Annotated in this window: 21 protein-coding genes; 8 read left to right on the forward strand and 13 right to left on the reverse strand. The window is 41.3% G+C overall.

Annotated elements, in window-relative coordinates:
- The first annotated feature begins 205 nt into the window (after positions 1–205).
- The 8 genes from JMN32_RS16005 to JMN32_RS16040 all read left to right on the forward strand — a co-directional run bounded on the left by JMN32_RS16005 (position 206) and on the right by JMN32_RS16040 (position 10,162).
- Positions 206–841 carry a response regulator gene (locus JMN32_RS16005; RefSeq protein WP_202857359.1) on the forward strand — a complete coding sequence of 212 codons (636 nt, stop codon included), beginning with the start codon at positions 206–208 and terminating at the stop codon, positions 839–841.
- Between the two features lie 400 nt (positions 842–1,241).
- On the forward strand, positions 1,242–2,780 hold the full coding sequence (locus tag JMN32_RS16010) for a pyridoxal phosphate-dependent decarboxylase family protein (protein WP_202857360.1): 1,539 nt from the start codon (positions 1,242–1,244) through the stop codon (positions 2,778–2,780).
- A 2-nt stretch (positions 2,781–2,782) separates the two neighbouring features.
- On the forward strand, positions 2,783–4,123 hold the full coding sequence (locus JMN32_RS16015; RefSeq protein ID WP_202857361.1) for a lysine N(6)-hydroxylase/L-ornithine N(5)-oxygenase family protein: 1,341 nt from the start codon (positions 2,783–2,785) through the stop codon (positions 4,121–4,123).
- Positions 4,120–5,295 (forward strand): MFS transporter, encoded by a 1,176-nt coding sequence (locus JMN32_RS16020; RefSeq protein ID WP_202857362.1) that lies wholly within the window; start codon positions 4,120–4,122, stop codon positions 5,293–5,295. The genes JMN32_RS16015 and JMN32_RS16020 overlap by 4 nt, the downstream gene beginning before the upstream one ends.
- Positions 5,296–5,311: 16 nt before the next feature.
- Positions 5,312–5,911: a GNAT family N-acetyltransferase gene (locus tag JMN32_RS16025; RefSeq protein ID WP_202857363.1), complete on the forward strand. Its 600-nt coding sequence runs from the start codon at positions 5,312–5,314 to the stop codon at positions 5,909–5,911.
- 19 nt (positions 5,912–5,930) lie between these two features.
- Positions 5,931–7,751: an IucA/IucC family protein gene (locus JMN32_RS16030; protein WP_202857364.1), complete on the forward strand. Its 1,821-nt coding sequence runs from the start codon at positions 5,931–5,933 to the stop codon at positions 7,749–7,751.
- A 189-nt stretch (positions 7,752–7,940) separates the two neighbouring features.
- Positions 7,941–9,038, forward strand: a complete 1,098-nt coding sequence (locus JMN32_RS16035) for a heparan-alpha-glucosaminide N-acetyltransferase domain-containing protein (RefSeq protein ID WP_202857365.1) — start codon at positions 7,941–7,943, stop codon at positions 9,036–9,038.
- Positions 9,039–9,523: 485 nt separating this feature from the next.
- Positions 9,524–10,162 carry a 4'-phosphopantetheinyl transferase family protein gene (locus tag JMN32_RS16040; RefSeq protein ID WP_202857366.1) on the forward strand — a complete coding sequence of 213 codons (639 nt, stop codon included), beginning with the start codon at positions 9,524–9,526 and terminating at the stop codon, positions 10,160–10,162.
- Between the two features lie 2 nt (positions 10,163–10,164).
- Here the strand turns inward: JMN32_RS16040 and JMN32_RS16045 are convergent, their stop codons facing one another.
- The 13 genes from JMN32_RS16045 to JMN32_RS16105 all read right to left on the reverse strand — a co-directional run bounded on the left by JMN32_RS16045 (position 10,165) and on the right by JMN32_RS16105 (position 25,260).
- Positions 10,165–10,863 (reverse strand): DUF805 domain-containing protein, encoded by a 699-nt coding sequence (locus tag JMN32_RS16045; RefSeq protein ID WP_202857367.1) that lies wholly within the window; start codon positions 10,861–10,863, stop codon positions 10,165–10,167.
- Between the two features lie 114 nt (positions 10,864–10,977).
- Complete coding sequence (locus JMN32_RS16050) at positions 10,978–11,769, reverse strand: DUF3050 domain-containing protein (RefSeq protein ID WP_202857368.1); 792 nt, start codon at positions 11,767–11,769, stop codon at positions 10,978–10,980.
- 103 nt (positions 11,770–11,872) lie between these two features.
- On the reverse strand, positions 11,873–12,910 hold the full coding sequence (locus tag JMN32_RS16055) for a 2-oxoacid:ferredoxin oxidoreductase subunit beta (RefSeq protein ID WP_202857369.1): 1,038 nt from the start codon (positions 12,908–12,910) through the stop codon (positions 11,873–11,875).
- The gene (locus JMN32_RS16060; RefSeq protein ID WP_202857370.1) at positions 12,891–14,762 is read right to left on the reverse strand and encodes a 2-oxoacid:acceptor oxidoreductase subunit alpha; all 1,872 of its coding nucleotides are present in this window, start codon (positions 14,760–14,762) and stop codon (positions 12,891–12,893) included. Before JMN32_RS16060 ends, JMN32_RS16055 begins: the two co-directional genes overlap by 20 nt.
- Positions 14,763–14,867: 105 nt before the next feature.
- Positions 14,868–15,239, reverse strand: a complete 372-nt coding sequence (locus tag JMN32_RS16065; protein WP_202857371.1) for a diacylglycerol kinase family protein — start codon at positions 15,237–15,239, stop codon at positions 14,868–14,870.
- Positions 15,220–15,888 (reverse strand): DUF1361 domain-containing protein, encoded by a 669-nt coding sequence (locus JMN32_RS16070; RefSeq protein ID WP_202857372.1) that lies wholly within the window; start codon positions 15,886–15,888, stop codon positions 15,220–15,222. Before JMN32_RS16070 ends, JMN32_RS16065 begins: the two co-directional genes overlap by 20 nt.
- Positions 15,889–15,896: 8 nt before the next feature.
- The gene (xrtN, locus tag JMN32_RS16075) at positions 15,897–17,225 is read right to left on the reverse strand and encodes an exosortase N (RefSeq protein ID WP_202857373.1); all 1,329 of its coding nucleotides are present in this window, start codon (positions 17,223–17,225) and stop codon (positions 15,897–15,899) included.
- Positions 17,219–19,759, reverse strand: coding sequence for an XrtN system VIT domain-containing protein (locus JMN32_RS16080; RefSeq protein WP_202857374.1), 2,541 nt, complete (start codon positions 19,757–19,759; stop codon positions 17,219–17,221). Before JMN32_RS16080 ends, xrtN begins: the two co-directional genes overlap by 7 nt.
- A 183-nt stretch (positions 19,760–19,942) precedes the next feature.
- The gene (gene nadB / locus JMN32_RS16085) at positions 19,943–21,508 is read right to left on the reverse strand and encodes an L-aspartate oxidase (protein WP_202857375.1); all 1,566 of its coding nucleotides are present in this window, start codon (positions 21,506–21,508) and stop codon (positions 19,943–19,945) included.
- Positions 21,509–21,512: 4 nt separating this feature from the next.
- On the reverse strand, positions 21,513–22,517 hold the full coding sequence (gene nadA / locus JMN32_RS16090; RefSeq protein ID WP_202857376.1) for a quinolinate synthase NadA: 1,005 nt from the start codon (positions 22,515–22,517) through the stop codon (positions 21,513–21,515).
- Between the two features lie 391 nt (positions 22,518–22,908).
- The gene (gene rny / locus JMN32_RS16095; RefSeq protein WP_202857377.1) at positions 22,909–24,474 is read right to left on the reverse strand and encodes a ribonuclease Y; all 1,566 of its coding nucleotides are present in this window, start codon (positions 24,472–24,474) and stop codon (positions 22,909–22,911) included.
- 193 nt (positions 24,475–24,667) lie between these two features.
- Positions 24,668–24,952 (reverse strand): cell division protein ZapA, encoded by a 285-nt coding sequence (locus tag JMN32_RS16100; protein WP_202857378.1) that lies wholly within the window; start codon positions 24,950–24,952, stop codon positions 24,668–24,670.
- An 11-nt stretch (positions 24,953–24,963) separates the two neighbouring features.
- Positions 24,964–25,260 carry a hypothetical protein gene (locus tag JMN32_RS16105; protein ID WP_202857379.1) on the reverse strand — a complete coding sequence of 99 codons (297 nt, stop codon included), beginning with the start codon at positions 25,258–25,260 and terminating at the stop codon, positions 24,964–24,966.

The following is a 25,260-nucleotide window of genomic DNA, read 5'->3' on the forward strand; positions in this document are numbered from 1 at the left end:
AGCATTGGTGACAGCCCTATGTCAGCAGAATAATGGATGGTTTAATCTTTTTGAAGGTTTTGCATGGAAAGCACGTTTTAAACCAATAGACTCAGGTAGGCAGGTAAATCACTAGCACTAGCTATACCGGAATACACATTTCACGGCTAGTTTTGTCTCTTATTTAAAATCATTTTAAATAACACCTGAACCTGACCAAGACGACATGACTACGGCAGTGATAGCTGACACTCAGCCTTTATATAGAGATGGATTAAAACTACTTTTACGGAATAGGAGAAACGTAAAAGTAGTTTCAGAAGCTGAAAACAGTGAGGAACTAAGCAAAGCTGTAACTCAGTATCAGCCGCAACTGGTTATGCTGGATTATGATCTTCCCGGGCATTTTAGTGTTGACGACATAGGTATGATCCGTAAAAACTCTCCAGAGAGTAGAATTATTATCGTTTCTTCAGATCCTTGTAAAAGCAACATTAACCGTGTTTTGGAGTCAGGTGTAGAGAGTTACATTACCAAGGAGTGCAATAAGGAGCAAGTACTGCGAGCGATCGAGACTGTAGCACGAGGTGAGAAGTTTTTTTGCCATAAGGTGCTCGAAGTTTTGCTGGAAAAGAGAGTGAACCCAGTAGCCGCTTTGGCTGGCATTGCCCCAGAGCTTACGGAAAGGGAAATGGAGGTGACTAGGTATATAGGGACGGGAAAGAAGCCATTCGAAATAGCTGATGAATTTTCCATCAGCATACATACAGTGCGTACCCACCTGAAAAACATCATGAAAAAGCTCAATCTCAAATCTACCAGTGATCTGGTTTTGTATGCGATCAATAACCGGATAGTATGAGTTGGTGGTGCGTTCTCTGTAGGGGACAGACCTGAGGAGTAGCTATGGTTTTCCTCCTCCTGATGTTCTGTCGCCCAACAGAAGTATCCTTCTACCCTTCCTTTATGGTCTGTCCCTGACAGAACAGTTACCCTATTATGGATTGAAGAAATAGCATTGACGAGTCAAACCGGTTTTTCTCATCTACTCAATGTTAGGTATATGAATACCAAATATTTAGTATCCCTACCTACTCAATAAAATACCCATAAAATACGCCATTTGCGGGATTGACCGCCCTTTGAATTGCCAATACATTTGCAGCATGAGTTTCTTATTTAGAATTATTCTAATTAAGAAAAGCATAAATGCTTTATCCTTAGAACATTAGCTAAAACCAACTATAAATCAATGTCTTGCCATGAATTTTGAAAAAAACAATACTACCCTGTTGGACCAGGTCATAAGAAGTACGAGTAATAAGTACTTCTTTAATGACCTGCCGGAAAATAAATTTTTGTATCAAAAAAGTATTCATGAAGCGGCCAATGCCGTGGTGAACCACCTGGAATCACGCGATACGCCGTTTACCGGTGTTTCCGTGGAGGCTATTGCAGAAAAATTTGAAAAGATATTTCTCGATAACGAATCAAGTCTCACACTGAATGAAACCCTTGAAGAACTTAAGGAGCTATACCTCAACGACGCGGTTAACTTCCATCATAACAAATATGTAGCGCATCTCAATTGCCCTGTGCTTACACCGGCACTTGCAGCGGAGGTAATCATTAGTGCCATTAATACGTCCATGGATACCTGGGATCAAAGCATCGGGGGTACATTTATTGAACTCAAGCTTATCAACTGGACGCTGGATCATATGGGGTACCCGGCCGATGCTGATGGTATCTTTACCAGTGGCGGTACCCAGTCTAATCTGATGGGACTTTTGCTGGCCAGAGATCAGTTCATTAAGACCAACTATTCTATTGACCCGAAAATGCAGGGATTGCCTGCTGAAGCGTCAAAATTCAGAATATTTTGCTCCGATGTAAGCCATTTTAGCCTGAAGAAAAATGCCAGCCTTCTGGGGTTGGGGCAGAATGCTATCGTTCCGGTTGCAGTTGATAATCATTTCCGGATGGACATGTCAGCCCTGGAGCAGGCGATTGAGATTGAAAAGGCCAAGGGTAATATTCCTATTGCAGTAGTAGGTACGGCAGGTACCACCGATATGGGTGCTATTGATCCATTAACCGAAATCGCAGCAATGGCTCAACAGTATGGTTTGTGGTTTCATGTTGACGCGGCTTATGGAGGAGGGCTGCTGCTGAGTGACAAACACAAGCACAAGCTGAAAGGCCTGGAATTGTCTGATTCTGCTACCATAGATTATCACAAGACCTACTTCCAGCCTGTAAGCTCCAGTGCGTTTTTCATGAGGCATAAAAAGTACATCGATCATATCAAGTACCACGCTGACTACCTGAACTCCAAGGAGCAGGAAGATGAAGGCATCCCGAATATGGTAAAAAAGTCTATTCAAACCACCCGTCGTTTTGATGCGCTAAAACTCTGGCTGACACTGCGTGTGATGGGACGAAGACGCCTGGGGCAGTACATAGACGATATTATTCAGCTGGCGCAGGATACGGCTATGCTACTCAGAACTTCGGGAGACTTTGAAGTGCTCAACCAGCCGGGGATCAGTGCTATACTTTTCCGTTACCAGCCTTTTCAGAAGGGGCAGGCTCTCAGTGAAGAGCAGTTGTCCAGGCTCAACGCTTACATCCGAAAGGCCATGTTCAATGAAGGAGAGGCGGTGATAGCCAGTACTAAGGTCAATGGCTCGGTCTATCTGAAGTTTACGCTACTTAACCCACTTACCTCTGTGCAGGATATGGAGGAGATCATACACATTATTAAAAAACACGGACAGGAATTTTTTAGAAATAACTAATCATGACAACAACAAAAACATACGATTTTGCCGCTATTGGTGTAGGGCCTTTTAATCTGGGGTTGGCTTGCCTTACAGAGCCTATTGCAGATCTGGACGGAATATTTCTTGATAAGAGAGACTCTTTCAACTGGCACCCGGGGATGTTGCTGGAGAGTACCACTTTACAGATCCCTTTTATGGCTGATCTGGTGACTCTGGCTGACCCTACAAACCCTTATAGCTTTCTTAACTATATTAAAGAGCAGGGTAGGATATACTCGTTTTACATCAGGGAAAACTTTCTCTTGCTCAGGAATGAATACAATCAGTATTGCCAATGGGTAATAGAGAAGCTTTCGAACATTGTGTTTAATACCGATGTTCAGCAGATCACTTATGATGAGCAAGGGAAGTGCTACAAGGTACAAACCCTATGTACCCAAACAGGGGAGTTTAAAACCTTTAATGCAAGAAAACTTGTTTTGGGCACGGGCACTGTGCCTTATATTCCTTCATGTTGCAGTGATCTGATGGGTAAGGCCATTCATTCGGCATCTTATTTAACCCATAAAAAGAAGTTACAGAGCAAAAAGTCCATTACCATTCTTGGAAGCGGACAAAGCGCAGCCGAGATTTTCTATGATCTGCTTCAGGAGATTGATATTCATGGGTATGAACTGAATTGGGTTACCCGGTCTCCGCGCTTCTTCCCGTTGGAGTATAGCAAGCTTACCCTCGAAATGACCTCCCCTGACTATGTAGACTATTTTCATGGATTACCGGCGGGGCATAGAGACAAACTGGTAAAGGATCAGCAAAACCTGTATAAAGGAATTAACATTGATCTGATTGGTGATATCTATGATCTGCTTTATACCAAGCGCCTCACACATGACATCAAAGTTGGTTTGAGAACAAATTCAGAACTTAAGCGGGCCTCTTTTGAGGAATCAACCGGTAGTTTTGAGCTTGAAATCCACCAGCATGAGATCAACAAATACTATCGTCATAATACAGAAGGTCTGGTGCTGGCTACCGGATATACCTACCGCACACCAACGTTTATTGAAGGTATCCGCGACCGGATAAATTGGGATGCCAAAGGAAGGTATGATGTGCACCGTGATTATAGCATTGATAAGCATAATAATGAGATATATGTGCAAAACGCAGAGTTGCATACACATGGTTTTGTAACCCCTGACCTGGGTATGGCCTGCTATCGCAATTCACACATTATCAAATCGCTGACAGGCAAAGACCACTATCCTATAGAGCAACGTATCGCTTTTCAGCAGTTTGGTGTCGGAGAAGAGGAGGAGTTGAGAATCGCTGAACCAGAACTAGCAAATCAGCCATGATGAATCTCAGGTTCTTTCTTATATCCATGACTTTACTGGCTGTAATCAGCGATGCCATGCTCATGCCATTTTATCCTCAGTTTTTTGAGGAAACATTTGGTATGAGTAACCCGCAGCATGTGGGTTATTATATAGCCGCTACTTGTTTTACAGTGATGTTTGCCTTTCCGTTTTGGGCTTATGTAGCCAAACGTATACCGGAGCTTAACCTTCTGGTTTGGACACAATTGATGGCAGGGCTGCTTTGCATTTACTGTTTCTGTACGCGCAGCCTTACAGAGTTCTGGATAGTTTCTTTGTCGATGATTGTATTCAAAGGGAGTTATCTGCTTATCTACCCCTATGTAATGAGTCTGGAAAAGAAAGGTAATTATTCAGGCACTATTGGGCTTCTATCTGTGATCGTCCATTTCGGAAGTATCCTGGGAGCTATTCTAGGGGGGTATGTGGTGGACCTTTACAATCCTCGCAACCTGTTCCTGATCATGGCCATAGGTGATTTTGTGCAGATGGCTGTGAGTTTCTTTCTGATCAAAAGCAAAAAGTTTGATACCCGTCGTACTCATGAAGAGGAGTCAGTAGCAGATTCAACATTTGTTCCTCACGGATTTATCTTCAAGTTGGGGATGATCACGCTAGTTTTTTACTTCAGTGCCTTTCTCATCCGGCCGTTTTTTTCGCTCTACTGGGAGTCCATATCGGCGTATGATTCGGAAATGGTTTCAGGCTTCGTATACGCTATTCCGGGAGTAGTGGCACTTTTTGCACTTTGGCTTAGTAGGAGAGAAAAACAGGCGGATAATGGCTATAAAGGAATAGTTTCAGCCATGCTGTTAGGGCTTGTCGGGCTGTTTCTGCAATCTGCACCAGGTGATTTGGTCGTGTTCTTAGGAAGGTTCGTTTATGGATGGGCCATGTACCACGCGGTGGTGAAATATGATGTGCTATTATTTGAGCTAAGCACGCCAAAATCATATGCCACTGACTACAGCAAAATACACTTTTTTCAGAACCTGGGGGTTTTGATCGCATCGTTCTCTGCGGGCATACTGGTGGATCTTTATGGTTTGCAGATGCCATTTTTTGTGGCAGCGGCCGGCTTTGTGGTTACTCTACTGGCATATTACTTCAGCTTTAGATCAAAAATATCCCTGGTGCAAACGTCCACCTGATATTAAAATAGAAACAATGAAAACAGTACAAGAAAGACCCGATGTGGCCAGTGACAGGGAGATCATCTTCTCCCGTGAAATGGGGAGCATTGGATTAGTGACACTTTCCCCTTTGAATCTGGAAGAAGATTCTCCTCTGATCCATGACTGGGTTAACCGTGACTATGCAAAATACTGGATGATGCAAGATACCAGCCTTGAAGATGTGAGAAAGGAGTATCAAAGGTTGCTGGGCTATTCAGATATTTTTATTGGGACCGTCAATGGGAAGCCTTCATTTCTGATGGAGAAGTACAAAGCTGCCGATGAGATCATCGGGAAGTATTATAATATAGCGCCAGGAGACTATGGTATGCATATACTGGTGGCTCCGGCAGAGCAGCCTATACAGAATTTTACCTGGTATGTATTCAGGTTTATCATGACATTCTTATTCAGTGATGACAGGGTAGAACGTGTTGTTGTTGAACCTGATATCCGGAATAAAAAGATCCATGGACTAAACAGGCGGGCTGGGTTTGAGTATGAGAGTACAATCAAACTGCCCCATAAAACTGCTTGTCTGGCATTCTGCAATCGCGAGCAGTTCAGGCAGGCCATTAAAAACCAACCTTAAATTTTAAAATTACACCAAAATGAAAAATATAGATTTCTCACCTGAATTGGCTGTTAGCCATCTGAATGGAGAGGTGTGGGAGAAAGTGAACAGGCTACACATTAAAAAGGCGATATGTGAATTTGCCCATGAGCTTTTAATCTCCCCTGAATTGCAATATAAAGAGGGAGAAACAGGACACTATGTACTGCGGACCGATCACGGTGCTGTGGAGTACAGATTTGAAGCGAGAAAATTACATTTGGACCATTGGTCTATTGATGAAGAGTCCATTCGGAAGTTTGATAACGGAGATGAGGTCTCTCTTGATTCACTAAAATTTGTGACGGAATTTAGAGAGAGCCTTGGTATTCCGGTTGAAATGCTGCCAACCTATATGGAAGAAATTACCAGTACCCTGTATGGAGCAGCCTTTATGCATACCAAAGAACAATTGAATGCTGTTGAATTGGTGGAGGCGGGCTATCAGGATATAGAACATGCCATGATGGCCGGGCACCCCTGCTTTGTAGCAAATAACGGACGTATCGGTTTTGACGCCTCTGACTATAGGGCTTTTGCTCCTGAAGCCTGTGCCCCGGTGAAACTGATATGGGTTGCAGGGCACAAAAGCAGGGCGACTTATGCGGGAATAGAAAAGTTGCCTTATGAAACACTGATGGCCCAGGAACTTGGCAGGGAAACGGTTGATAAATTCAATGCCATCCTCGATGAGAAGGGGCTGGATAAGTCGGAATACTATTTTATCCCCGTTCATCCCTGGCAATGGTTTAACAAGCTTGCTCATATCTTCGCAACAGATATCGCAGACGGGAAATTAGTATGCCTGGGATATGCCTCTGATGAATACCTGGCGCAGCAGTCTATAAGAACGTTTTACAACATCTCTGATCCAGAGAAACACTATACAAAGACAGCGCTTTCCATCCTCAATATGGGTTTTATGCGCGGCTTGTCACCATATTATATGAGCAGTACGCCGGCCATTATGGAATGGATTACCGAGTTGCTGGGAGATGATGCTTATCTCCGGCAAAAAGGCTTTACAATGCTGGGAGAGGTAGCTTCAATAGGTTATCGAAATCACTACTATGAAGAGCTGGGCAGAAGCCTGGCCTATAACAAAATGCTATCGGCCCTCTGGCGAGAGAGCCCTGCCACTGTACTTCAGCCAGGTCAGAAGTTGATGACCATGGCGGCACTGCTTCATATAGATGTCAATGGAAATGCCCTGGTGCCTGAATTGATCAGAGCTAGTGGTTTGGAGGCAGATGCCTGGCTGGCTCAATACATAGACTGCTACATGAGTCCTCTATTACATTGCTTCTATGCATATGACATGGTGTTTATGCCTCATGGAGAAAATCTCATATTGATCCTCGAGAATAATGTACCTGTGAAGGTTATTATGAAGGACATTACGGAAGAGGTTGCTATCCTGAGCCCAGATGTAGCCTTGCCGGAAAAAGTAAAAAGACTATACGCCTCTACCCCTGATGATATCAGGTTGCTGTCTATTTTTACAGATGTATTTGACTGCTTCTTCAGATTTCTATCAGCTATCCTTGTAGAGCAGGCACAATATGACGAGGAAAGGTTTTGGAAGTTAGTGGCACAGTGTATCCAAAACTACCAGGACGCACACCCTGATTTAAGCGATAAGTTTGAGCAGTATGATCTGTTTGCGCCTGAATTTACACGCTCTTGTCTAAACCGTTTACAGTTGAGGAATAACCAGCAAATGGTAGATCTCGCTAACCCAAGCAACAACTTGCAGTTTTTTGGTACACTTAAAAACCCAGTGGCAGCTTATCAACCGGTGAGGACTGAAGTGGTGTGATTGACATGAGTATTCTGTCGGGAACAGAATACGGGTTGGCGTATCATGAGGCCAAAGGGGCTGGAGTTCTGTAAAGGGGACAGAGCATGGCCCCATGAACGCCAATCAAATTTTAATATGATCCAAGAGAGCAGGTCCATGTCCATTGACCTGCTCATATTTTATTATCCAACCTTAACAACTATTGAAATGCAAACAAATACAAAAAGAATACTTGCCATTGACTTTGCTCGCGGGCTCAGTGTTGTGCTGATGATACTCGTTCATACCATGTTGGTTTATGGAGACTCTGCTACCAGGCATGAGTCTGCTTTGGGGCAGGTGGTGAATATATTAGGACAGGGAGCGCCGATGTTTTTAGTGTCTATGGGACTTTCATTTGTTTTCTCCAGAAAGCAAAGCTTCAAAGGGTCACTTAAGCGGGGCTTACTGATTCTCCTTGCCGGTTACAGTATGAACTTTTTAAAGTTTATCGTACCTACATTGTTCTTTGGCGGGCTTCCGGTGCCTTTTGTTGAAGCCTATGGGATGACTTATGGAGAGCCTTCCAACATGGTTTTTTTCTTTTTGCTCGGCGACATCCTTCAGCTAGCCGGTCTGACCCTGATTTTGATGGCATTTATTGTACGCTTTTCCAAAAGTAAGTATGTTCCGTTAGTGCTTGCTCTGTTTATAGTGCTTGTTTCCAGTGAACTAAGAGGCTACAGGCCGGGCATTGTTGGTGTAGACTATATCTGCGACTTGCTCTGGGGAGCGACGTATCAGGTATATTTTCCCGTATTTCCATGGAGCGCATTCATACTGATAGGTCTGTTTTTTGGATTGTGGTTTAGGGAGAAAGGTTCCGATCAGGGATTCCTTTTTAAATCTATGCTTGTGGTAGGGATAGGGTTGTTGGTGGCAGGTGTTTTACTAAGCTTTTATGATTTTGATTATCACTTCGGTGATTATTACCATCTTGGACCCGGAGGATCTTTGGGGTTGATGGGACTCAATTTAATAGTGCTTTGGGCAGTGAACCTTCTGACTAGTAGTGTAAAACCCAATCACGCTTTTGGGTTTTTATATTACTGTAGCCGGAATGTAACTTCCTTGTATATCACCCAATGGGTATTAATTAACTGGGGAATGTCCGTCTTTGGCTTTTGGGAGCATCAGGAATTGGATGTGTTGTTACTGATGTTACTGTTTCTGGTACTTTCCTTAGGTGTGGTGTATATAAAAAGCAACTATGGGGTACTTTTTAGGCTTCAAAAGAGTGCCAGGAGGGTAAGTGAAAGCACATGATCTGAAAAGGTGGCCTGAAATTAATATTGGATACTAGTAATTTAGGGGAGGAAATTCAGTTTTCAGTAAAAAGAAAATAGCGGGATCAGGCCGTAGGCCTGATCTATGTTTTATAACCTAAATCTAACGTCCGCTATTTTTCTAACGACCACTTATGTTGGTTGGAACACGGGTATATAATCAAGTAACTTCAACGTTAATGAAGGTTACCTCAGTTATTATTAAACCAACCTACGAAAAAATCTGCTAAAATCCACGTTTCAGGTATGGTAAGTGGATATGGTATTTGGAATAAATCTAAACACTACAGTGTTAATCGCTATATATGAGCTTTTTATCACTAGTAGTCATTTATATCAATAAACTTGTTATTGGCAGAATGAGAGGATTATTGAAACCATTGTCAATGATGGGAGAGGTATTTTTCAGTTTTGTCATGTTGATAAGACAATTTATCTTTAGTGGTTTAATGCTAATTGATGCAAATGATCCACCTGCTTTATTCCAGTTTCAACGAAAAGTTCGCTGCAGAAAAGTATAACAGCTATCTTAACTTGTTGCCTCGTGCCATGGTACAACGTATTGGCAGGTACCGCCGCTGGCAGGATGCACATGCTGGCTTGATTGGGAAGCTGCTTTTAATAGAAGGGTTAAAGAAGTATGGAGGGAATCATCTTTTGCTTAATGATATCAAATATTCTGAATATGACAGGCCGTATTTGGATGAGGTAGAATTCAATATTTCACATTCAGGAAACTATGTGCTTTGCGCTATTAGCAACGATAAGCTGAGAATAGGAGTGGATGTAGAGGAGGTGAAGCCAATTGACTTTGATGATTTCGATCGCCAGTTTACCGAAGCAGAATGGCAGGTAATAAAGTCAGAACCCGATCCTTTGAAAGGGTTCTTCAAAATGTGGACGAAGAAAGAGGCCATAGTAAAAGCTGATGGCAAGGGGTTGAGCATACCCTTAAATGAGATCATTATCAATGGCCACACGGCAACTGTTGGGGATGACCTATGGTATCTGGAAAATGTTGATTTGGATCGGCATCATATAGTACATCTGGCTTGTGACCGTAATGTACCAGAAGGGATTGATCTTGAACAACTCAGTTTCTAAGGCTAAAAACTGATCGATCTTTCCATTTCCAAGTATTGCATGACAGTAGTTGCTATGGTGAAGAAAAAATATATGGCTCCTACGATATAAACTATAATTTGCTTGGTTTTATTTTTAACTACATAGCCTAGGGCTGTTATAGTTGCAGCTGTAATAATCTGTGTAAAAAGGGAGGCGAAAATATAGTATGTTTGAATGTCGCTCCCTGTTAATTTTATCAGGAATGGAATTCCCAGCCAGATAATTTTAGAAGCTAAAAACCACCCTACTACAATCAGCAGGATATTATCTGCTGTGTTGTTATGTTCGGTGAGCGCAACATTATCTGTATTTTCTTGAAGCTGTTTTGGAGCAGGACCATACTCATTTTCCTGAGGATGCCCTTCCGTTAACAATAAAATTAAAAGCCATATGCCTCCAACAATTGGAATCAGACTGATCAGGACCATCCAGCCATTTTTGCCCACATCGTGTAGTCTGCGAACTGCTACAGCGAGTCCTGGAACAAATAGAGCCAGGGCGTAGAAAAGGTAAATAGGTCCGTAACCGATGCCATCAAACGCCAGACCGGTTAGGTGATCTAGTAGTATGGCTACAGCGACAAAAAGAAGGTTGAATAAAGTGAAAAACCAATACTCCTTACGCCTTGCACGTCCTTGAAAATCAGCATATTTTTGTAGAGCAACCAAATACCAGTTCATATTGAATTAGTTAATTATGGCCACTGGGGGATGACCCGTTGAAGATTGAAAGATGGCAAATCTAGGAATTTTTATGAATTAATCAACTGGCGTCAAATGAATTACAGTTTAAATTCAACCAACCTTAATGGGATTAGGATCTGATATGATTTCTGCAATCTTGTCCCAAAGTTTAACCCGGTGCTTAAGTGCTTGTCTGGCGGTTTCCAAAGTTTCATCCCAATTGCCCTGATCATCTTTACAAAGTGCAGTGATCATTTGCAGTGACAGTGGCCCGTGTTCGTCTCCATCTAGCTCGATATGCCTGTTGAGATAATAGATGAGTTTGTTATATGATTTGCTCTCATCCTCTTTTTGGGCATGGTTTACAATTTCTATAAACATATCAGGAATAAGATCTTCCCTGCCAAAAGTAAAAGCAGAAGCAATTAAATGAGGTTTCCCTGTTGCAATAATATTGAAGGTAAAGGCCATAAAATCGGCTACAACCTTGTCGAGATTCGTTTTTTCAGTGGCCTGTTTTACAGTTGCTCCTTCGTTGATCAATTGAATAAATGAGTTGATTTGAGAAGTATTAGCCTCAACCTGATCCATGGCATCCAAGTACATTTCAAAATGACTTTTAGGCTCTCCATCTTCATTGATGTCGCTCTCTTCGCCTAGTACAATTTCATTAACAAACCTTGTAATGGCAGTGTTTGCAGCTGGTGTCCATGGAATGTGGGTGCAGGTTAGTTTTACTTGCAGTGCCTTTAGCAGAGACATGAAATCCCACACGGCAAAGACATGATATTCCATGAAAATCTGTATATCCCGGATAGATGATAGACGGGTATATAATTTATGATTTGTTAGACTTTCTCTTAAATCATGAAGTCCTTTTTCTATCAGATCAGTTCCTTGCATAAGGCGTGTATAATTTACTATTTATGTAAAAGCCTGCAAAGGTATCGTCTGTAATGTTATTTTCCTTTTTTTAACTTAACCAATTGATTATCAAATTTGATTTTTATTTGATCTCCCATACATTTTCCCCACTGAGCAGTTTATCAAGATCGCTATTGCCTTTTTTCTTGTGCTCCTCTATTTGCTCGGTAAGCAGGTCTTCATAAGTAGGTCTTTCACTTTGATAAAAAACACCAAATGGCCTTGGTAATGGTCCTTGGTTCATGTCATATTCAAAGAAACTGGAAAGGATCGAGGCCTTGATCTTATCCTGAGGGTTGTGTATCCAACACTCATCAGCTGAATTTTCTTCTAGGGAAACAACTATAGGTTTGAAGCCATCAAGTTTAATGCCTTTTGTTTCCTTGGCAAAGGTCAATGGTTTCCCCTCTTCCAAGAATAAGGTATGCTCATCTTTGGAGGCCTTATTGGTGAAAAGATCAAAAGCTCCGTCATTGAATACATTGCAGTTTTGATATATGTCTATAAAGCTGGCGCCTTTATGCTGGTGGGCAGCCAGTAATATATCTCTCAGGTGTTTCGGATCACGATCCATGGAACGGGCTACAAATGTGCCTTCTGCCCCCAAAGCCAAAGCAATGGGATTGAAAGGATGATCAACAGAACCGTAAGGTGTTGATTTAGTAACTTTTCCTTTCGGCGAAGTAGGGGAGTACTGACCTTTTGTAAGCCCATATATCTCATTGTTGAATAGCAGTACATTAACATTGAAATTTCTCCTGAGCAAATGGATAAAGTGATTACCTCCAATAGATAAGGCGTCTCCGTCTCCGGTGATGATCCAGACATCAAGGTCGGGCCGCGCAGCTTTAAGGCCACTAGCTATGGCGGTGGCCCTGCCGTGTATGCTGTGCATGCCGTAGGTATTCATGTAGTATGGGTACCTCGAAGCACAGCCTATACCTGAAATAAATACAGTTTTTTCTCTAGGAATCCCAAGAGTTGGCAACACAGTTTGAACTTGTTTGAGAATAGAGTAATCACCACATCCGGGGCACCAGCGTACGTCCTGATCTGTGGCATAGTCTTTTGCGGTTAGCGGGTTGCCATTTCCGCCAGTATTAAGCACTTGTACTGACATGATCTTGATGTTTTAATATGGCTTGCTTTATTTCTTCAACACTAAAAGGAATACCTTTTGTTTTATTAACCGAAATGGTATCTATCAGGTAACGCTCACGGATCAGCTTGGAGAGCTGTCCTCGGTTCATTTCTGGTATCATTACCCGGTTAAAGCTTTTCAGCAAACTTCCCAGGTTTTTGGGAAGCGGGCTAATATACCTTAAATGAATGTGTGCTACCGAAACTCCTTCGGCTATCAAATCTTTCACTGCTCGTTCAATAGAACCGAAAGTTGACCCCCAACCCAATACCAGTAGATCTGCGCCTTCATCACCCCTATGAATGATCTGGTCTGGTAAATCAAAGGCAATGTCATTGATTTTTTTCTCTCGGATCCTGATCATTTCCTGATGATTTTCCGGGTTGTAGGATACATTACCTGTTCGTAATTCTTTTTCTAACCCACCTAGCCGATGCTCAAATCCTTTGGAGCCAGGTACGGCCCAAGGTCTTACTTCATGCTCATCGCGCTCATAAGGGAGAAATTTATCATTGAGGAAATCGTTTTTGTCAGGTCTCCGAGCGGTGATTGTTTTCAGATCTTTGGAAGAAGGAAATTTCCAGGGTTCTGCTCCATTGGCAATGTATCCGTCGGATAGTACCGTTACGGGTGTCATATGCTCTATAGCTATCTTACAGGCTTCATAAATGGTGTCGAAGCAGTCTTTTGGAGATGAAGCTGCCAGCACGGGCATAGGAGCCTCTCCATTTCTGCCGTATAGAACCTGTAATAAATCTGCCTGCTCAGTTTTGGTAGGCAAGCCTGTAGAGGGTCCCCCACGTTGTACACTGACAATGACCAAAGGTAGCTCCAGCATAACAGCCAATCCCATAGCTTCGGCTTTAAGTGCTACTCCGGGGCCAGAAGATCCGGTTATGGCAAGTGAACCGCCGAAAGAAGCTCCAATAGCTGCACATATCGCAGCTATTTCATCCTCTGCCTGGAAAGTTTTTACCCCAAAGCTTTTGTGTTTTGAAAGCTCGTGCAAAATATCCGAAGCCGGAGTAATGGGGTAGCTGGCATACATGAGGTCAAAATTGTTGTGGCTTGCTGCTGCTACCATGCCCAGAGCGGTGGCCTGGTTGCCACTGATATTTCTGTATTTACCTTTTTGCAAAGGAGCTGGCTTAACCTCATAGCGGGAGGTAAAAGTTTCGCTGGTCTCACCATAGTTGTAGCCAGTTTTTAAAGCTTTGATATTGGCATCCGCTAATTCTGATTTGGACTTGAATTTCTCACTGATGAACTTTATAGTATTGTCCGGGCTTTGGCTAAACATCCAGTAGATGAAGCCAAGTACAAACATGTTTTTGCAGCGGTCTATTTCCTTTACAGTGAGTCCCGAATCTTTCAGAGCTTCTTTGGTGAGCTTTGAAATGTCAACAGAGTGGACTTCGTAGTTGTCAAGTGAATTATTGGTAAGCGGATTTTCTTCGTCAATGTATTTGGCTAGTTTAAGGTTTTTACTGTCAAATCCACTGGAGTTTGCGATGATTACACCTCCTTGTCTGAGATTTTGGAGGTTAACTTTTAATGCAGCAGCATTCATAACTACGAGCACATCATACTGGTCTCCCGGAGTAAATACTTCTACACTGCCAAATTTGAGCTGAAATCCTGAAACGCCCGCTTCAGTGCCAATGGGGGCTCTGATCTCTGCCGGAAAATTTGGAAATGTACTGATGTCATTGCCAAATAACTCTACTGTTTCTGTGAACTGCCCTCCGGTAAACTGAATACCGTCACCAGAATCGCCTGCGAAAAGAATAACTACTTCTTCTTTTGACCGGTTTATATTAATTTCTTTCATGACGTTAGGGGTTATGTCATCACGAGTATTAATTTACAAAAAGAAAAGCAGAGGAACAGGGGAAATTTGTCATAAATAATGGGTGATCTTTATCATAGCTGATTATCAGGGATAAAATTTTGCGCCAAAAATAATAATGCCAGCAATAGCTGCGGCTATGGCAATAAGCAACACAGCCCCGGCAGCAATATCTTTGGCTTTACCAACTTTTGGATGCAGTTCAGGGTGGAGAATGTCTATTAATTTTTCAAGGCTGGTATTAAAAGCTTCAGCCATGAGTACCAGCCCGATCATGATGATAATAACCAGCCATTCGGTCGTAGTTACTTGCAGATAAAACCCCAAGGTTATAGCCACCATGGCTGCCAACAAGTGATAGCGGAAATTATTCTCCTCTTTAACCAGAAATTTAATCCCCTGAAAAGCATACTTGAAGCTTTTCAGGTTCTTTTTGATGCTATTTGTGAGTCCTCTCATAGGATGTGATGCTTTTGAGCATGTAGTAAGCTATGAATAATAGTGCTGAAAAACCAATGGTCATTTTGATGGCCTGTGGATTACTCAATTGAATAAACACATCATGTATTAAGTTAAAAGGGTTAATGAAGAGATCCCAACTATTCCACCTTTGAACCCTGCCCAGATAAATACCAAAACCAGTTAGTATAAGACTTGTTATGATAATCAGCCACGTTTTAATAAAGCTAAAATAACGCTCCAATACTTTGTGTACCACATGAAGAGAGTATAATCCCACAATTAGTCCGGTAAATGCACATGAGAAAAGTAGTAAGGTATCAGACCAGATTGAAGGGTTAAACCTTGTGTTAAGGTGTACGAGATCAGTGATAATATATGGTGAGTTAGGGAAAAACAGCAGCCATAAGCAAAACATACCTATTGATTTCCATTTTCTAAGTTGTTTTACTTGTAGCCTGTATGTCCAGATCTTGGCAAAAAATAAAGGTACCCAGGCCAGGAAGAGATTCCAGGCCAGGAAGAAATAGGTGATATTGGACGATCGTATGTAACTGGCCACGATAAGCAAGATGCAAAATATAGAAAGCTGGGTTAGCGCCATTAAAGGATGATTTATTGACGATAGTTTGTTTATTATGGTTTTCATAGGTGAATTCATTTTTTCGTTAAACTTGATTTTGATTGAATTGTGTTTTGAAGAAAATTTGAACAGCTGGATTCCAATTCTTCCATTGTAGCACAGGTAATGTTGATCATACTATATTGGTGATGCTTAGTGAGCGTATTCCACCTCCATTCCCATTGGTTGCTGGTTATGGAGCTGTCGCTCTGGAACCACCAGGCAGAATATAGTTTGTCACCACCTTTGATTAGTTCAGCAAGGTGAACTTTACGATTGCCTATATTTTTGTAATTTATCTTCTTGAAGGAATAGCCGCTGCCCTGCCAGCAAATCAAAGGGTTGTGATCTGCTTTGTATGGTGCTACAGGAGGCTTAATGTAAATCAGGGCCTTATCATTGCTAAACTTAGCTACATGGTTATCCAATATGGTATAGGTATAGCCAGGTAGATGTATAAGGGAGTTTTGATTTTGCTGCTCACCTTGCCGGTTTTGCCATAAGGAACTCAGATAGAGTATAAGTATCAAAGAAAATTTAGCGGTAGCATACCTGTATTTTTTTTGCTGGTTATTACTTTGGTTTTCATGTTTGCGCTTTTTCCACCACAGGGAGATCCAGTAAAAGGGGAGCAGCACACACAATATGAAGATGAGTAAGCCGAAAATATCATGGAGCCAGCTTTCCGGCATTATTTTAAATATTATTAAAGTAGTGGCCCTACCAATATTAGAAAGGAAGTTTAACACCAGCAATAAGATCATAAATAAGGCTATAGACCGGAAACTCAGCTTGTGATATGTCCTCTCTAAACCAGCCAGAATGATCAGACCAAAAAGGAAGGAGTAGCCAAGCATATATAACCCCATGCAAGCTTTATCAACCAAAAATTCAGTACCATTAAAAGTGATAAGATTTCCGGAGAGCTCTATGTCCATGCCCACCGCCTGAAGCATTACTGCTATTATTTTTGAAATTTGCATGCGCAAGGGAAATGATATCAGGCTTGAGAAATATTTAAAAAGCGGAGATAATAGCAGCAAATGGAAAAGACTAATTAAGCTAAGTTTGCCGGCATACATTTCAATAGTCAGCAGTATGAAAAATATCATGCTACAGTAAGCACCAAATGTGCTTTTTAAAATAATGGACAAAAGAACTATTCCCAGGGTTGGCCAAAAGAAGCGGTGAGTTCTTGTGTTTGTGGGTGCCCTGAACGTAATCGGTAGAGTTAAAATGCCAATCCAGGTAAATGTGTCTATGATTAAGTATCCCGGGTTGACTATAATAAACAGACCAACAGCCAGCAAACTAAACAGGATGACTTTGGCGTAGGGATTATTTAAGGCTTCAATTCTTACCATTTGGATGAGATCAAATTAACTTTCTTAAACCATACAAAGGTCAGGAAGAAAATCAAGGTTATAATAATAGCCCATTCATGAGGTTCAGGAACTGCTCCAGATGACTTAATGCTTGCATTTTCAAGCGAGTCTTTATTTTCATCGATGTTGAATCTTTCGTAGTCTTTCAGCGTCTCTAAAACTATAAGGCTTGAAATAGGAGTTACAATATTCGCTGTAGAGGCTGTATTAATTAATTCCTCTTCTAAGAAATCGTTTCTAAAGTAATTGCGACCTATGCCTTGCATCACTTTATTGTATGCGAAAAGCCTTAGCAGGTGATCTGGTGCCTCTGAGCTGACTTTTACATCGCTTTCAGATCGGATCTGTACTTGCGCCGTAGGGATAGATACAACATCATTCTTTTGGCTGTAAGCAGAGAACGTTGAAGTTTCAATGGTCTGCTGCAATTCAGAGAGAGTGCCTCCATAATAATCCAGTATCTGGAACTCATCAAGAGATTTAATGTAACTACTGGCTTGTTTTGACAGATCAAAGACCTTAATCCTTTTGTCAGTTTTAGTGAATGATTCAAAAAGATGTTGCTTGAATGCTGAGTCATTGAGGTCACTCAAATTAGGAGTAAGAATATTACCTTTAGTAATAACAAGGGCATTACCAATATCCTTTATTTTATGAAAGGGGAATAGTGAAAAGTTAGGTTTAGCAAGTTTTGTAAGATCAGAAGAGGTGTTAATTCTCACTAATTGACCATTAGCGTTACAAGCATACAGGTTGGTCCCTTTTGTCATGTTGAATATTTCTTCTAATTCGGTATCTGTCCATTGTTTGTTAAGGTCAATATAAATAGAACCTGCTTTGAATGGCTTTGTGTTAGCTTCAAGAGGTTCTATGCGATATGACTTACCATTGAACAAAAAAGGCTTATCTGCTAGAGCTTCAGCTGTCAGAGAAATGGTCCAGTGAGGTTTATACCTGCCTTGCCAGGAAAGGAGTCCATTGTCCTCCTCAAAATCCAACGAGGCGGACTCAATAGATGAAAGAGCGTCTTCGCCAAGTATATTAATGGAGGCGTTAGATTTACTGAAATCAGGGCCTTTAAACGTGATGGACTCATAATGTAAAAGTCCATTTTCAAATTTAAGAGGTGATGTAATTCCAATTTTGAATTGCCTCTCCTCATCAGGGGTACATGGAAATACCCGTACCCTGATTTTATTTCCTTCCATCCAGTAAACGACTGATGGATCCCGCATTTCTCTACCAACGATAGTGTTGTAGGCATTCTCTGCCTTAGATTTTGTGGTAAGTCTTGCTTTGGCCTCTTCTCCTTCTATCCACAACGAAAGGGAAGATACGACGCTCTGTTCAGGTATTTGAAAAGTATAAATTGCCTCCTCCTGGCTAAACCACCGTGAACGGTTCCTGAATTGATCATTGTGAATGCGTAAAATAAGTTCTGAATAGGCAAGGCGATAGGCAGGAAAAAACTGAACGTTGGTGATAACATCACTGGTCTGGAGGTTAAGCCCAGACCAAAATCGGTCTGTACTCTGGTGACGAGAATCATAGGCATAGTCCAATATCTTTAACCTGATGTCCTCTGATAATTTTGGTTTGCCGTTGAAAAATGTTGCTATTGTTACCAGAGGGTCATGAGTGCTCTGTCCTTCAAATCTCAATGATCCACCATCCCAAAAGAAGTTTGTTCCATCATAACATTCCTGATAGATCATACCACTTTTTAAATATCTCTCCGTTACAAAATTGAGATCCATTTGCTGTGCTATTGAAACCCAGGCGGGCATCTCTCGCTGTTCATTCTCATAAGTAGGTTTGTGTATGTCACGATGACTTTTTTGTGTTAGGCTGTCTATTGCAGCCCATTCCAGAGAAAAAGTCAGACAAATTCCAATAATAATGACTATGGAGGAGAGAATAGAAAACTTTGCCAAACGGGAATCGGAGAGGTTGTATATTAAAATGAGCATGCATATGACAAAGCTCAGAGGAACGAAAACATGTAGAGAAATACCAAAAAATAAGGAAGCGATTACACCAATACCATATAAGGGGGTAATAATCAAAGTTTGGTAAATATTGAATATTAGTGACGCTGTAAAAATAAATAATAGGACATTTTTGAGAAGCTGACTCTTGGTTGGTTTTAGTACATGGAGCAGGAGAGCCAAGGTTTCAATGCAAAGAAAGCAAGTGAGCCATGCTGAAGATTCATTAAACACATACATGGTTCTATTTAGACTATAGGCACTTAAGTTGAACAGAAGCAGGAGAATAATGTGATAGTTGCGAACAACGCAGCCAAAGGGGGTAAAGAACTTACCTTTAAGGTTAGTCATTAGGTAGATCAGGTATAAAGCGGCTATGGCATATTGAATAAAGAATGCACCTGAAAATATATCTTCTGTTTTTATCCCTATCGTGCTTACAAAGATTATAGATGATGTAAGAAATAAGATTATACCTGCTCGTAAACCTTTATCTTCTTTTAAAGTTTGAATAGCTTCTCTCATATGCGTTATTTTAAAAGTACTTTGTTTTTCAAAGTAATTGCTTCTTAAAAATGTCAGATCGCAGAAACCTGACATGGATTCAAAAAGAACTTTGAATTACAAAGTAAATGAACGGGAACAATAACAAAAAGGTTTTTTTCTTTTTTATTGAAGGGTCTACATGTGAAAATTGAAAAAGCGTGTTTATTTTACATCCACACTATAAAACGTCCCTCTGTTCTCCTTCTGCTCCATGGAGTGTTTTACGATAAGGTAAGCAACATTGATCATATTGCGTAATTCGCATAGCTGTGGAGACAGGGTGGTTGTTTTGTAGAGCTTTTCAGTTTCTTCATAGATTACATGGAGCCTGTTGAGGGCACGTTCTAAACGTTCATTGGAACGTACTATGCCTACATAGTTGCTCATGATATTCTTTACTTCCGTGCGGTTATGGTTGATCAGCACCCATTCGCGAGGTTTTGTAGTGCCTTCGGCCTGCCATTCTGGGATATTGTCCTGGAAATTGATATTGTCAATTTTGTCAGCAACATCTTCAAAACAACGGTGAGCAAATACCAGGGCTTCGAGCAGAGAGTTAGAGGCTAATCGGTTGGCACCGTGTAGTCCGGTGCAGGCTACTTCTCCGCAACAATAAAGATTTTCAATATTTGTATTGCCATGTGCATTCGTTTTTACACCGCCACAAAGGTAGTGCGCCGCTGGGGCAACGGGTATCATATCTTTGGCCACATCGATGCCTGATTCAAGGCACTTTTGGTAGATGTTAGGGAAATGCTTTTTAAACTCTTGAATATCCAGGTGGCGGCAATCCAGGTAAGCACATTCTTCCCCTCGGGTTTTCATTTCTGTATCAATGGCCCTTGCTACTATATCTCTTGAGGCTAAAGAACCGCGTTCATCGTACTTTTCCATGAAGGATTCTCCCTCTTTGGTTTTAAGTACAGCGCCAAATCCTCTCACAGCTTCTGATATTAAGAAGGCGGTATCGCCAGCGTGCCCATATAATGCGGTGGGGTGAAACTGTATAAACTGCATATGTTCCATAGTAGCTTTTGCACGATATGCCATGGCTATTCCATCTCCTGTGGCTACTTCCGGGTTGGTGGTGATCTTGTAGGTTTGACCTATGCCACCAGAGGCTAGTACAGTAGTTTTTGCTACATACGTCTCTATTTTATGTGTTTTTAGATCCATCACATAGGCTCCAAAACACTTGATATCGGTACTCTTTTTCGTAACCTCTATGCCTAAATGGTGTTGGGTGATCAGGTCTACAGCAAAACGATACTCTAAAATCTCAACATTTTTAAAGGATCGCGCTTTATCCAGTAGTGTGCTTTGGATTTTAAAGCCCGTTACATCCTTGTAATGTAATATGCGGCGGGCCGAGTGGGCACCTTCCATACCCAGGTGGTAGTTACCATCTGCATCACGGTCAAACTCAGTACCCAGGTCAATGATTTCCTGTAGGCGAGCCGGACCTTCTTCCACTACCAGATCTACTGTGGCCTTATTACACAATCCATCACCAGCTTTTAGGGTATCTTCCTTGTGTTTTTCGAAGTTGTCGTTTAGAAAGTCCATTACCACTGCTATGCCACCTTGAGCATATCGGGTATTACTTTCGCTCACAATTGACTTGGTAACGATAGTGATCTTCTTTTCCGGGAAACGACTGGCTGTTTTTACAGCGAAGCTAAGTCCGGCAAGGCCGGAACCAATAATTAAAAAATCGGTTTTGTGCATTTTGTTAAGATAACTCCAGCATTCTTTCTATTGGGCGTAAAGCTTTAATACGAATATCCTCAGGCAGAATGATCTCTGGCTGTTCATACTCCATACATAAGTAAAGCTTCTGAAGTGTATTCATTTTCATGTAGCCACATTCGCTACATGCACACTTGTTTTCTTCATAGGCTGGTGCAGCAATGATCTTTTTATGTGGAATCTCCTTGCTCATTTGGTGCAAGATACCTGCTTCAGTAGCTACGATGAACTCTTCTGCCGGATCATTTTTAACATAATCTATCAATTTGGCTGTAGATCCGATAAATGTAGCTACTTTCAGGATGTGACTTTCAGACTCGGGGTGAGCAATTATTTTAGCATTTGGATGCTTTTGATGTGCTGCCAGAAGCTTGTCGATACTAAATGCTTCGTGTACCATGCAAGCACCACTCCATAGTAACATATCGCGACCAGTCTCTTTGATCAGGTATTTGCCAAGGTTAACATCTGGAGCGAAAATAATAGGTTGATCTTTTGGGATTGAGTTAATGATTTTAACTGCATTAGAACTGGTGCAAACAATATCACTGAGGGCTTTAATCTCAGCTGAGCAGTTTACATAGGTTACTACTACATGGTCTGGGTGTTGTTTTACAAAGGCTCCGAACTCTTCGGGTGTACATGAGTCTGCCAAAGAACAACCTGCTTTGAGATCGGGGAGAAGAACTTTCTTCTCAGGGCTAAGCACTTTTGCGGTTTCGGCCATGAAGTGAACTCCCGCAAATACTATAATGTCAGCGTCAGTTTCTGCAGCTTGTTGAGCTAACCCCAAACTGTCTCCAACAAAGTCAGCGATATCCTGTATTTCAGGAAACTGATAATAGTGCGCCAGGATTACCGCATTTTTCTCCTCCCGAAGCCTGTTGATCTCATTAACAAAATCTGTATCCGGCTTTACAGGCAGGTCAAGAAATCCTTTATTCTCCAATTGCTTTTTCGCAGTCTCTTGTTGCTCTAATGTTATCATAACAATGAAAAAATTAAAATGGGTCTATTTTCTTTGTTCAGGTTGAAGCTCAAACAATATTATTCGTACAATCATCAGTAAAAACTTTAAAGAATTTTATGATCTCGTTCATGAATTCTATTGTTGGTATATGCAGGTTAAATGAACGTATTGTGAGCCTGTTTGGTCTGGTTTTATGGTTATCACATAAAATTTGGGTAAAGATAGGAGATTAAATGAAACAGCGTATTTAACATGCAAAGAATTTGTGATTCTACTTAGGCTGGAGTGTGCCAGGAGTGTCAAATTAAAAATAAAGTAGTGATAGCAGGTTATGGGTATGGTTACTAAAAGTAAAAGGCGGCTTACCTCTTTCGGTAAGCCGCCTTTTACTTTTCTCTGAGGTCAGCATTTATTTTGCGTAGGAGACAGATCGCATTTCCCTGATCACTGTCACTTTGATCTGACCGGGGTATTGCATGTCTTTTTCTATTTTTTGTGAGATGTCAAATGATAGTTGACCTGCTCTTTCATCACTAACATTTTCTGCATCTACCATTACACGCAATTCTCTACCAGCCTGTATTGCATAGCATTTGTGGACGCCATCAAAGCTAAGGGCTAGTTGTTCTAGTTCTTTAAGTCGTTTGATGTAGCTTTCCATTACCTCACGACGAGCCCCCGGCCTTGCACCGGAGATAGCATCACAAGCCTGAATGATAGGAGAGATCATGGAAGTCATTTCAATTTCGTCATGGTGAGCACCAATAGCATTACAGACTACGGGGTGCTCCTTGTATTTTTGGGCTAGCTCCATACCGATGATGGCGTGAGGCTTTTCTGGCTCATCAGGCCACACTTTACCTATATCGTGTAACAAGCCCGCGCGTTTGGCTTGCTTGGGACTAAGGCCTAGCTCTGATGCCATTGTAGCGCATAAATTGGCTACTTCACGGGAGTGCTGAAGCAGGTTCTGTCCGTAAGAGGATCTAAACCTCATTCGTCCTACCATTTTGATCAGTTCAGGGTGTAAGCCATGGATTCCAAGATCTATTACGGTTCTTTCACCTATTTCAATGATCTCTTCTTCAATATTCTTTTTTGTCTTAGCTACAATCTCTTCGATCCTTGCAGGGTGTATTCTGCCGTCAACCACAAGGCGGTGTAAAGAAAGTCGTGCAATTTCTCTGCGCACCGGATCAAAGCCAGATATAATGATGGCCTCTGGTGTGTCGTCTACAATGATCTCTACTCCGGTTGCGGCTTCAAGTGCTCTAATGTTTCTGCCCTCTCTACCAATGATCTTGCCTTTGATATCATCACTTTCGATGTTAAATACAGAAACACAGTTTTCAATGGCGTGTTCGGTAGCAGTTCTCTGAATAGTTTCGAGAACGATCTTTTTTGCATCTTTGGTAGCAGAAAGCTTGGCTTCTTCCAGAATATCCTTAATAAAAGATGATGCACGAGTTTGTGCTTCATCTTTTAGAGATTCTACCAATTGTTCGCGGGCTTCTTCTGCTGTAAGATTCGATATTTTTTCAAGAATGGATACTTTCTGCTGATTGAACTTGTTAAGCTCAGCTTTTTTCTTGTTTACTACTTCAAGCTGGGTAGAGAGGTTTTCTTTTAGTTCATCCAGTTCGGTCTCTTTTCTCTTTACTTGCTCAAATTCTTTTGAAAGGTGTTGCTCCCTTTGCTTCAGCTTATTCTCATTGGAGATAATCTGGTTTTTCTTTCGGGAGGCATCTTCTTCGAACTCTGCTTTGAGTTTTAGGAATTTCTCTTTAGCCTCCAATATTTTGTCCTTTTTGATGTTTTCGGCTGAAAGCTCAGCTTCTCGGATAATACTTTTAGCTTTTTCTTCGAGCTCCTTTTCTTTTCCTTCGTTGACCTTGCTCATTAAGGCCCGTCCTATTACGATACCAATACCAAGGCCTATAACACCTGCTAGTATTAAATAGATTGAATCTGCCATTACTCTTTTTAGTTTAAAAGATTTAAATGAGCTGTTAGGCAGGTTTTGTGGAATAGGCTTTATTGTATTTCTGAAATACCTTTGCCCAATATATTACTAACTCCCCACGTAGGGGATAATGATCCCTTAATTCCTGAGCTAACACTCATGATTAAAAGATGCAGCAAAAGGTGATCAGAACCGGGGTTTTGCCTTATAAGGCTTGATTGATAATGCTATTTAAATGATTGATTTTTTCAAGCACACTTTCATCTGTGTCATATTGCTTTTCATCCAACTCCATTTTATCAACTAAGCAATCAAAAGCTACCATAGCTAGAAGATCTTGTTTATCGTCTATCCCAAATCTTTCTCTGTAAGATTTTATCCTTTCATTAATCTGCCTGCCTGCACTTCTCACCCTTGCTTCGTCCTCAGCCTTCACCTTCATAGGGTATTCTCTGTCAGCAATTTTTATTCTTATAGAAAGTTCGTCCATATGGAGCGGTATTATTTACTTAAGTGCGCTATACACTTATCAATCTCCTTTATATAATCGTCAATTTTCCTCTTCAGTTCAGAAGTATTGCCTTCTCCTGTATCTATTTCGTTTACAATCTTACTAATTTTAATCTTATTTTGAAAGCTACTGATTTGCTCCTCCTTGCTCTTCACTAAACTTCTAAGTTCGTCGTTTTCACTTTTTAGCTGAGAGACCTCCATTTTGAGGGTTTTGTGCTCCCCAACCAGAAGATTTATTTTGCGCTCCAACGACAACAAGTTAGCTTTTAGCTGTTCTTTGTTCAT

Origin of the sequence: Fulvivirga marina, assembly GCF_016775155.1 — a bacterium.
In the GTDB taxonomy this organism is placed as follows: domain Bacteria; phylum Bacteroidota; class Bacteroidia; order Cytophagales; family Cyclobacteriaceae; genus Fulvivirga; species Fulvivirga marina.